Raw genomic sequence first — 9,818 nt, 5'->3', positions numbered from 1 at the left:
GGTACAGACAGACCGCTTTCGCGAGCAGGCTCGCTCCCACAGTTTTTGATCGCGGTTTCACAGATTCTATGCCAGCCACAGACCCCCCTGTGGGAGCGGGCTTGCTCGCGAAGACGGCGGCCCATCCAACATCACCGTTTCAGACAGATCGCTATCGCGAGCAGGCTCGCTCCCAGTTTTTGATCGCGGTGTTCACAGATTCTATGCCAGCCACAAATCCCCCTGTGGGAGCCGGTGTTCTTGTCTGTCCAAGTCCTATTTTTGGCGTTGTGGTATGACGACTTCTGTTATTTTTGATGCGAGAAATAACCTCTTCGCTATGGAAATCCCACCATCTGTTGGTTTTTGTTTGATTTACGGGTTGACAGTCTGACGGAAACGTCCGAATAATCAGCTACGTTGTATGACGACATACAAATAAAAATCACAGCACATGGTGTTATTCCCCTATGAGAATCACAGGCGTTCACGTCGAAGTCTTTTCCACCCCTTCGCGCCGCGCTCAAGACAGCGCCGGTCACGCTCATCCGGGCGAGGAGGTTCTGATCAAGATGGCCTTGCTGCGAATTGGCTGCGACGACGGCAGCGAGGGCTATGCCTTCGGTCCGCCTGAGTTGATTCGTCCGCACATCATCGAATCCTTTGTGCGCAAGGTGCTGATAGGCCGGGACCCAATGGACCGCGAAAGCATCTGGCAAGACTTGGCGCACTGGCAGCGCGGCAGTGCCGGGCAGTTCACCGACCGCGCGTTGGCGCTGGTGGAGCAAGCGCTGTGGGACCTGGCCGGGCGCAAGCTCAAGTTGCCGGTACACAAGCTGATTGGCGGTTATCGCGACAAGGTGCCCGCGTACGGTTCAACGATGTGTGGCGATGATCTGCCGGGTGGTTTGTCGACACCGGATGAGTACGGCCAATTCGCCGAAAAGCTGGTCCAGCGCGGCTACAAGGCCATCAAGCTGCACACCTGGATGCCACCGATTTCCTTCGCGCCGAATCCGCAGATGGACATTCAAGCCTGCGCCGCCGTGCGTGAGGCAGTCGGTCCGGACATCGCATTGATGCTCGACGGCTACCACTGGTACAGCCGGATGGATGCGCTGACCATCGGCAAGGCCTTGGAGAAACTCAATTTTGCCTGGTTCGAAGAGCCGATGATGGAAGACTCCGCGGAGTCCTATGCCTGGCTGGCGGCCAACCTGGACATCCCGGTACTGGGCCCGGAAAGTATCGCCGGCAAGTTCCACAGCCGCGCCAGTTGGGTCACCCACAAGTCGTGTGACATCCTGCGCGCCGGTGTGGCCGGGGTCGGGGGGATCGGGCCGTGTCTGAAGGTAGCGCACCTGGCCGAGTCGTTCGGCATGGATTGCGAAGTCCATGGCAATGGCGCGGCGAACCTGGCGGTGGTGGGCGCCATCAGCAACTGCCGCTGGTATGAACGCGGCCTGCTGCATCCGTTTCTCGACTACGAAGATGTCCCGGCACACCTCAATAGCATCGTTGACCCGATGGACGCTGACGGTTTTGTGCACCTGTCTGATCGGCCAGGGTTGGGCGAGGACATCAACTTCGCGTATATCGAAGCCAATACCTTGTCTCGACATTGATCGCGCACCACGTCCCAGGCCCATAGCTGCCCGGACGACAAGTCTTTATAAATATAAGAAAGGACTGAACCATGAAACTCTGGCCCAAGCGCCTGACCAGGCTGCTGTGTGTCACTGTGGCCCTGTGCACCGTGCAGTTGCCCGTCAGCCTGGCTCAAGGCGAAACGCCCTCCGACCAATTGGTGGTGGGCATGAGCATGATCAACCTGCTGTCCCTGGACCCGGCCGCGGCAACCGGCCTGGAGGTCGCCGAGGTCAACGCCAACGTCTATGACATGCTCCTGGAGCAGGACGCGGCGCAACCGGACACGCTGATCCCGGCCCTGGCCAAAAGCTGGGAAGTCAGCCCGGACCGCATGCGCCTGACCTTTCAGTTGCGCGATGACGTGCGTTTTCACTCAGGCGCACCGCTCACCGCGCAAGACGTGGCCTGGTCGCTACAGCGCGTGGTCACCCTCAACCGCGCCCTGGCTTCGACCTGGAAAGCCTACGGTTTCACCGCCGACAACGTCAGCAAACTGATGCGCGCCGAAGGCCCGCATACCTTTGTCATGGACCTGCCGCGCAGCACCGACCCGATGCTGGTGCTTAACACTCTGGCGACCTCTCCCAGCGCCTTCATCATTGATCGCTCGGTCGCTTTGCAACATCAGGTCGGTGACGATCAGGGCGCCGCATGGCTGGCGACCCACACCGCCGGGTCCGGAGCCTTCAAGCTCGACATCTGGCGCGCCAACGACGTGATCCTGATGAGTCGTCATGACGACTATTGGCGCGGCCCTGCGAAGTTGCGCCGGGTGATCATGCGCAACATGACCGAGTCTCAGGCCCTGCGCCTGATGGTGGAGCGCGGTGATCTGGACGTCGCCCGAGGCATGGCGGCCACCGACATCAAGGCGCTGGGCAAGGTCGACCAGGTGCGCATCCAGAGCATCGCCCGTGGCACGCTGTATTACGTGGCGATGAGCATGCAACAGCCGCTGTTCCAGGACATCCGCGTGCGCCAGGCCATCCGCCTGTTGATCGACTACCAGGGCATCAACGATGTGGTGATGCCGCACTACGGGGTGATCAATCAGCGGCCGATGCAACTGGGGCTGCCGGCACGCCTGGAAGATCCGGGCTATCGCCTGGATGTGGCCGAGGCCAAACGTCTGCTGGCAGCGGCGGGGCACGCCGAAGGCTTCAAGGTGAGCATCCGCTCGCTGACCGATCCGCCGTTCATCAACATCGCCACCAGCCTGCAAGCGACACTGGCCCAGGCAGGTATCCAGGCCACCATCATCACCGGCACGGGAAATCAGATTTACGGTGCAATGCGCGACCGCCAGTTCGACATCCTCGTCGGTCGTGGTGGTGGCGGGGCGGAGCGTCATCCCCACTCAAGTCTGCGCGCCCTGGTCTACAACCCGGACAACCGCACCGAAGCCAAGCTGAGCAACTTCCAGGGCTGGCGCACCTCGTTCTTCAACCCGCAGCTCAATCAGTTGATCGAACAGGCTGAGCGCGAGCGAGACCCCGAGCGCCAGCGGCAAATGTACGCGCAGATCCAGACCCTCTACGACCAGCAGGCCGGAGCAATCATGCCGGTTTCACAGATGGTCGACGAAGTGGTGATCCATGCGGACGTGCGCAACTACATCGGCCACACCGCCGCCACCACGCGTCTTCGGGACGTCTACAAGCAGCGCTGAAATCGACGGCCGATACGGCCAAGGCAGGAATGAACATGTCGACTGCATCCTTTTCAATCTGGACATCCCGGGTCGCTTCGGCGTCCCGGCGCAGCGGGTCGGTGGCAGTGACGCTGCTGGGGCTGCTGCTACTGACCTTTTTCATCGGACGGGTCATGCCCTTGGACCCGGTGCTGGCCATTGTCGGCCCGGACGCCGACGCCTCGGCCTACGCCCAGGTGTATCAAGAGCTGGGCCTGGACAAGCCGTTGTGGACACAGTTCGCCATCTACCTCGGTGACCTGCTCCACGGTGATTTCGGCATGGCCTTGTTGACCGGCAACCCGGTCATCACCGACATCGCCCGGGTCTTCCCGGCCACTTTGGAACTGGCCACCCTGGCCATTCTGTTCGGCGTGTTGGCGGGCTTGCCGCTGGGCGTCTACGCCGCGACCCATCAGGGGCGTGCCGGGGACCATATCGCGCGGCTGATCACGCTGTTCGGTTATTCCACGCCGATTTTCTGGATCGGCATGATGGCCTTCCTGGTGTTTTACGCCTGGCTGGGTTGGGCCGGTGGCGTCGGGCGCATCGGCCTGGCCTATGACGGGCTGATCCCCAAACACACCGGGCTGCTGTTGATCGACACCGCCTGGTCCGGCGACTGGGAAGCCTTTCGCAGTGCGTTGCGACATATCCTGCTGCCGGCGGTGATCCTCAGTTTCAACTCGGTGGCGTACATCAGCCGCATGACCCGCAGCTTCATGCTCGAGCAGTTGTCCCAGGAATACATCATCACCGCCCGGGTCAAGGGTTTGTCCCAGCGGCGCATCGTCTGGGGTCATGCCTTCGGCAACATCCGCGTGCAATTACTGACCATCGTCGCACTGGCCTACGGCGGTCTGCTGGAAGGTGCGGTGTTGATCGAAACCGTGTTCGCCTGGCCGGGTTTCGGCCAGTACCTGACCAGCAGCCTTTTGCTTGGCGACATGAACGCGGTGATGGCCTGTGTCCTGCTGATCGGCCTCATTTTCGTGACGCTGAACCTGATCAGCGACGCGCTGTACAAGATCTTCGACCCGAGGACACGCTAATGAACCTGCCCCTTGCTTCCAGCGCAGCCGGCAGTGCCGCGCTGCCATCTTCAAGTACGGCAGCGATGGCCGTCAGTGCCTTGCGCCTGCTGCGTTTTCTGCTGCGCAACCCGATGACCTTTGCCGGCCTGATCGTCGTCTCGACCCTGATGCTGGTCGCGGTTTTCGCGCCATGGATTGCCGGTCACGATCCGCTGTTGCAGAACCTTGCCGGGGCGCTGCAAGCACCCAGCAGCGTCCACTGGTTCGGCACTGACGAATACGGTCGCGATGTCTTCGCCCGATTGGTTTACGGCTCGCGCATCACCCTGTACATCGTTTTGCTGGTGACCGTGATTGTCGGGCCGATCGGCTTGCTGGTGGGCACGGTGTCCGGTTACTTCGGCGGTTGGGTCGACAGCCTGTTCATGCGCATCACCGACATCTTCATCTCGTTTCCCAGTCTGGTCCTGGCGCTGGCGTTCATCGCCGCCCTTGGCCCGGGCCTTGAGCATGCGGTGATCGCCATCGCACTGACCGCCTGGCCGCCGATTGCCCGACTCGCCCGCGCTGAAACCCTGCCGCTGCGCAATGCTGACTTCGTCGTGGCGGTGCAGCTTCAGGGCGCGTCGAGTACCCGGGTCATCCTGCGCCACATTATCCCGATGTGCCTGTCCTCGGTGATCATCCGCCTGACCATGAACATGGCGAGCATCATTCTCACCGCTGCCGCCCTGGGCTTTCTCGGCCTCGGCGCCCAGGCACCGTTGCCGGAATGGGGCGCCATGATCTCCACCGGGCGGCGCTACATGCTTGAAAGCTGGTGGCTGGTGGCGGCACCCGGTGCGGCGATCATGCTGGTCAGCCTGGCCTTCAACCTGTTGGGTGACGGTTTGCGCGACGTCCTTGACCCACGTAGCCAATCCTGAGGAGCCGCCCCATGACTGAGATAAAACTTGCCGTACAGGACTTGTGTGTGGAATTTCGCAACGCCGGCAAAACCTCGTTGGCGGTGCGTGACGTGTCGTTCACCCTGGGCCGGGAAAAACTCGCCATCGTCGGTGAGTCCGGCTCGGGCAAGTCCACCGTTGGCCGCAGTCTCTTGCGTCTGCATCCGCCGACGGCGCGGGTCACCGCGAAGACGTTGCGTTTTGCCGATATCGACTTGCTGGCCGCCAGCGAAAAGCAGATCCAGGCGATTCGTGGCGCGCGCATGTCGATGATCATGCAAGACCCCAAGTACTCGCTGAACCCGGTGGTGCGGGTCGGCGAACAGATCGCCGAGGCGTACCTGGCCCATCACAAAGTACCCCATCGCGAAGCTCGCGAACGCGCCCTGGACATGCTCGCCAAGGTCCACATCCGCGACCCTCAGCGGGTCTACGATTTTTACCCGCACGAGGTCTCGGGCGGCATGGGCCAGCGCATCATGATCGCCATGATGGTGATCACCGACCCCCAGGTGATCATCGCCGACGAACCCACTTCTGCCCTGGATGTGTCGGTGCGCCGTCAGGTGCTCAACGTGCTGGAGGAGTTGGTCAGCGAGCGGGATCTGGGGCTGATTTTCATCAGCCACGATTTGAATCTGGTGCGGCATTTCTGTGACCGCGTGCTGGTGATGTACGCCGGCCGCGTGGTCGAGTCGATTGCCGCCGCCGACCTTGATCAAGCCAGCCATCCCTACACCCGTGGCCTGCTGGCCGCACTGCCGAGCCTGGATCATCGGCGCGCCACGCTGCCGGTGTTGCAGCGTGACCCACAGTGGTTGAATGCTTGAGGAGCCTGTCATGAGCATGATTGAAATCGCCAGCCTGAGTCTTTGTTTTGGCACCGGCGCGGCACTGAACGCGGTATTGCATGACGTCGATTTGAGTGTTGCTGAAGGCGAGGCATTCGGCCTCGTAGGGGAGTCCGGTTCGGGCAAGACCACCGTCCTGCGCTGTCTGGCCGGGCAGTATCAGCATTGGACCGGGAAACTGCAGGTCGCCGGCCAGACCGTGACCCGCAATCTGCCGCTGAACCACTACCGTACGGTGCAGATGGTGTTCCAGGATCCCTACGCCTCGTTGCATCCGCGCTACACCATTGATGCCGCGTTGCAGGAACCGTTGCGCATTCACGGCATCGACGGGCGTGCGCAGAAGGTCAGCGAGATCCTGCGCAAGGTCGGCTTGAACGACAGCTTCCGCTTTCGTTACCCGCATCAGTTATCCGGTGGCCAGCGTCAGCGCGTGGCGATCGCCCGTGCGTTGATCCTGCGTCCCCGGGTGCTGTTGCTGGACGAGCCGACCTCGGCGCTGGATGTCTCGGTGCAAGCGGAAATTCTCAACCTGCTGGCCGACTTGCGCCGCCAGGAAGGCCTGACCTACCTCATGGTGACCCACGATCTGGCGGTGGTTGCGCACTTGTGCGATCGGGTCGCGGTGATGCAGCAGGGCAGGGTGGTGGAGACCCTCGACAGTCAGCTTCTGGCGAGTGACGGTGCCACGCACGCTTATACCCGTTTACTGGTGCAGGCCAGTCGAGACATACAAGGCATCCCTATCGCCGTTTGAATTAAACCCTGATTCATCAGTTGCACTTGTTTTAACCCGCAAAAGACGTTGAACCCCAGGTTTCAATGCCGCGCACGCGCTCGCCTGTGATTTAGCGTTTAACCCAACTAACCCGTTCAACCAACAAGAATAAAAAACATGAAAAAAACACTGGTAATACTTTCTCTCGCTTCCTTGTTTACTTCGGTTATTGCTCAGGCCGATACCGGCTATATCAATGTGCGCCACCAATATGCGGAAAAAAGTCGCATGCACGCCGACCGTGCCAAGTTTGGTATTCGGCTGGACAGCGGCCTGGGTCTGGAGGGTGAACTCAAATACAAGACCGCCGGTGACCGGCAAGACGTCGCCTTCGACAATACCGTCGGCAGCGGTCACGAATTTACCGTCAACTACCAGCACAAGATCAATGATCGCTGGATGCTGACGCCCTCGTTGGCCCTGGACAGCGACGAAGAATCCACCACCTACAAACTGGGCCTGCGTCTGGGGTACCGCGTGACCAAAGAGTTGAGCATTGCCGGTCGCTACCGTTTGGATTCAGCCAAGCTGGACCGCGACAAGATCGACCGTGACGTGCCGCATAACGGCCAGGACGATCAGACGGTCAACCGTTACGATGTTTATATCAACTATGGCCCCCAAGGACCGTGGGCCTATGAATATCAGTTGACTTACTTCGATGCCGACTATATTCGCTATGACGGCGGCACCGACGACTATGAACAGAACGCCGTGGTCAAATATCAGTGGGATAAACGCTGGGCACCGTTCTTTGAAGTGGGCGATATCAAAGTCAACTCGGTCGACAGCGATCGCCAGTTGCGGCTGCGGGTCGGTGTTAAATACAGCTTCTTCTAAGTTGTGTGAACACTGGGATCAACTTGTGGGAGCGAGCGTGCTCGCGATAGCGTCGGATCAGTTGGCATCTATGTTGAGTGTGCCGCCGCCTTCGCGAGCAGGCTCGCTCCCACAGAATCAGTGGGCATTATTCGTTGTAAAAAGCCTGCCGTTGTTGAGTTTCACACAGGCGCATGCGGCTATTGCTCAAATGCAGGTACATGGCCGCCCGCGCCGCGTCGACATGACCACTGGCGATGGCGTCGAAGATCTGTTGATGTTCGGCGTTGATCCCCTGCAGGTAGGCGCTGCGATCACTCTGCCCGGAATAGGCGGAGTTCATCCGGGTCCGTGGGATCAGCTTGGTACCCAGGTGCTTCATGATGTCGATCAGGTAGTAATTGCCGGCGGCCTTGGCGATTTTCAGATGGAACTGGAAATCGGCATTGATGGTGGTGCCGGATTTTTCCGGGCCTTGCAGCAACGCTTCCAGCGCCTGGGCCAGTTCGGCCAGGGCTTGGGGCGTAGCGCGCTCGGCAGCCATGCCGGCGGCCTGGACTTCCAGGCTCAGGCGAAACTCCAGCAGGTTGAGCACATCCGACAACGTGGCAATCGTCGCCGGCCCGAGGGTGAAACCCTCCGGCGCCGGCATGTCCAGGACAAAAGTGCCGACGCCATGCCGCGTCTCCACCAGCCCCGCCGCCTGCAAGCGCGACAGCGCTTCACGCACCACCGAACGACTGACGCCCTCGGCTTCCATGATATGCACTTCGGTGGGGAGCTTTTCGCCGCGCTTGAGAATGCCTTCACGCATGCGCTGGGCAAAGCGGTCCACCAGTGTTTCGGCGAGGCGGCGCGGTTTATTCAATGGAGATAACGCTTGGTCCGTCATCGGCTTGCTCTAGTGTGATCAGCCGGCATTATAGTGCGTTTCGACGTTAGGTCGCGGCTATAATGCCGCGATCGTCTGGCTTTAATGGATAGGTGCAATGGACCGTGTCACACCCGATCGACGCCTGAGCATGACCCAGCAACTGGTGGTCGACCTGACGCAGCAGATACTGGCCGGCGAACTGCCCGCAGGCAGCAAACTGCCGACCGAGCAGGTCATCATCAAGGACCGTGGCGTCAGTCGTACGGTGGTGCGCGAAGCCATGTCGCGGCTGCAGGCCGAAGGCCTGGTGGAAACGCGTCACGGCATCGGCACTTTTGTAGTCGACACCGCCCGCCCGGGAGACTTCCAGGGCAGCAAGCACGTCAAAGGTGGCGCGTACGACGCGCTGGCGGTGATCGAATTGCGCCAGAGTCTGGAAGTCGAAGCCGCCGGCATCGCCGCCCAACGGGCGACCCCGGAACAGTTGCAGGCGATGCGCGCAGCGCTCGATGCTGCGCATGCTGTTGAGGCAACGGATGACGAAAGCGCCCGGTTGGATTTTGAATTTCATCTGCAGATCGCCCGGTGCACCGGCAACAGCTTTTTTATGGATGCCATGACCCATGTGGGCAACACCCTGATCGCCGTTGTGCAACAGGCCGGGCCTGCTGTCACGACGCAGAATCGGGCCTTGGTGATTCGTGAGCGCGAACAGATCTATGCCGCGTTGGCGCGCCATGATGCGCAAGCGGCACGGGCTTCGATGCGCTTGCATTTGATCAACATGCTGCAGCGGGTGCGGGGAGTGGTTGACTCGACGACGCAATAACCTCCACAAAACCTGTGCCCACCACACCACCCTGTGGGAGCGAGCCTGCTCGCGATGACGGCGGCCCATCCAACATCACCGGTCCAGACAGACCGCTATCGCGAGCAGGCTCGCTCCCACAGTTTTTGATTGCAGGTGTTCACAGATTTTGTGCGTGCCACAGATCCCCCTGTGGGAGCGGGCTTGCTCGCGAAGACGGCGGCCCATCCAACATCACCGTTTCAGACAGATCGCTATCGCGAGCAAGCCCGCTCCCACAGTTTTTGATCGCAGTGTTCACAGATTCTATGCCAGCCACAGATCCCCCTGTGGGAGCGAGCCTGCTCGCGAAGACGGCGGCCCATCCAACATCACCGTTTCAGACAGA

The 9,818-nt window shown here is 60.7% G+C and carries 9 protein-coding genes; 8 read left to right on the top strand and 1 reads right to left on the bottom strand.

The window, feature by feature from the left end; genetic code table 11:
* Positions 1-449 precede the first annotated feature (449 nt).
* From BMY45_RS23960 to BMY45_RS23930, 7 genes are all read left to right on the top strand, one after another.
* Positions 450-1,604, top strand: coding sequence for a mandelate racemase family protein (locus BMY45_RS23960; RefSeq protein ID WP_092402423.1), 1,155 nt, complete (start codon positions 450-452; stop codon positions 1,602-1,604).
* A 71-nt stretch (positions 1,605-1,675) separates the two neighbouring features.
* Entirely contained in the window at positions 1,676-3,298 is a 1,623-nt protein-coding gene (locus tag BMY45_RS23955) for an ABC transporter substrate-binding protein (RefSeq protein WP_092402421.1), read from the top strand.
* A 35-nt stretch (positions 3,299-3,333) separates the two neighbouring features.
* Entirely contained in the window at positions 3,334-4,371 is a 1,038-nt protein-coding gene (locus BMY45_RS23950; protein WP_047230517.1) for an ABC transporter permease, read from the top strand.
* Entirely contained in the window at positions 4,371-5,279 is a 909-nt protein-coding gene (locus tag BMY45_RS23945; RefSeq protein ID WP_047230516.1) for an ABC transporter permease, read from the top strand. The genes BMY45_RS23950 and BMY45_RS23945 overlap by 1 nt, the downstream gene beginning before the upstream one ends.
* A gap of 11 nt (positions 5,280-5,290) precedes the next feature.
* On the top strand, positions 5,291-6,130 hold the full coding sequence (locus BMY45_RS23940; protein ID WP_092402419.1) for an ABC transporter ATP-binding protein: 840 nt from the start codon (positions 5,291-5,293) through the stop codon (positions 6,128-6,130).
* 10 nt (positions 6,131-6,140) lie between these two features.
* A complete protein-coding gene (locus BMY45_RS23935) occupies positions 6,141-6,908 on the top strand; it encodes an ABC transporter ATP-binding protein (protein ID WP_092402417.1) in 768 nt (255 codons plus the stop codon).
* Between the two features lie 138 nt (positions 6,909-7,046).
* Positions 7,047-7,769 (top strand): oligogalacturonate-specific porin KdgM family protein, encoded by a 723-nt coding sequence (locus tag BMY45_RS23930; RefSeq protein ID WP_092402413.1) that lies wholly within the window; start codon positions 7,047-7,049, stop codon positions 7,767-7,769.
* A 127-nt stretch (positions 7,770-7,896) separates the two neighbouring features.
* Here the strand turns inward: BMY45_RS23930 and BMY45_RS23925 are convergent, their stop codons facing one another.
* Complete coding sequence (locus tag BMY45_RS23925; protein WP_092402410.1) at positions 7,897-8,640, bottom strand: FadR/GntR family transcriptional regulator; 744 nt, start codon at positions 8,638-8,640, stop codon at positions 7,897-7,899.
* A 97-nt stretch (positions 8,641-8,737) separates the two neighbouring features.
* On the opposite strand from BMY45_RS23925, the gene BMY45_RS23920 reads away from it, so the two are divergent.
* Positions 8,738-9,451, top strand: a complete 714-nt coding sequence (locus BMY45_RS23920) for a FadR/GntR family transcriptional regulator (protein ID WP_092402407.1) — start codon at positions 8,738-8,740, stop codon at positions 9,449-9,451.
* Positions 9,452-9,818 lie beyond the last annotated feature (367 nt).

Source organism: Pseudomonas sp. NFACC39-1 (assembly GCF_900110355.1).
GTDB classification, from domain to species: domain Bacteria; phylum Pseudomonadota; class Gammaproteobacteria; order Pseudomonadales; family Pseudomonadaceae; genus Aquipseudomonas; species Aquipseudomonas tehranensis.
This window is presented reverse-complemented; position numbering and strand designations above follow the sequence as displayed.

Excerpts from the sequence above, each read along its gene's own strand:
- BMY45_RS23960 (WP_092402423.1), top strand. The coding sequence starts at position 450 with ATGAGAATCACAGGCGTTCACGTCGAAGTCTTTTCCACCCCTTCGCGC.
- BMY45_RS23955 (WP_092402421.1), top strand. The coding sequence starts at position 1,676 with ATGAAACTCTGGCCCAAGCGCCTGACCAGGCTGCTGTGTGTCACTGTG.
- BMY45_RS23950 (WP_047230517.1), top strand. The coding sequence starts at position 3,334 with ATGTCGACTGCATCCTTTTCAATCTGGACATCCCGGGTCGCTTCGGCG.
- BMY45_RS23945 (WP_047230516.1), top strand. The coding sequence starts at position 4,371 with ATGAACCTGCCCCTTGCTTCCAGCGCAGCCGGCAGTGCCGCGCTGCCA.
- BMY45_RS23940 (WP_092402419.1), top strand. The coding sequence starts at position 5,291 with ATGACTGAGATAAAACTTGCCGTACAGGACTTGTGTGTGGAATTTCGC.
- BMY45_RS23935 (WP_092402417.1), top strand. The coding sequence starts at position 6,141 with ATGAGCATGATTGAAATCGCCAGCCTGAGTCTTTGTTTTGGCACCGGC.
- BMY45_RS23930 (WP_092402413.1), top strand. The coding sequence starts at position 7,047 with ATGAAAAAAACACTGGTAATACTTTCTCTCGCTTCCTTGTTTACTTCG.
- BMY45_RS23925 (WP_092402410.1), bottom strand. The coding sequence starts at position 8,640 with ATGACGGACCAAGCGTTATCTCCATTGAATAAACCGCGCCGCCTCGCC.
- BMY45_RS23920 (WP_092402407.1), top strand. The coding sequence starts at position 8,738 with ATGGACCGTGTCACACCCGATCGACGCCTGAGCATGACCCAGCAACTG.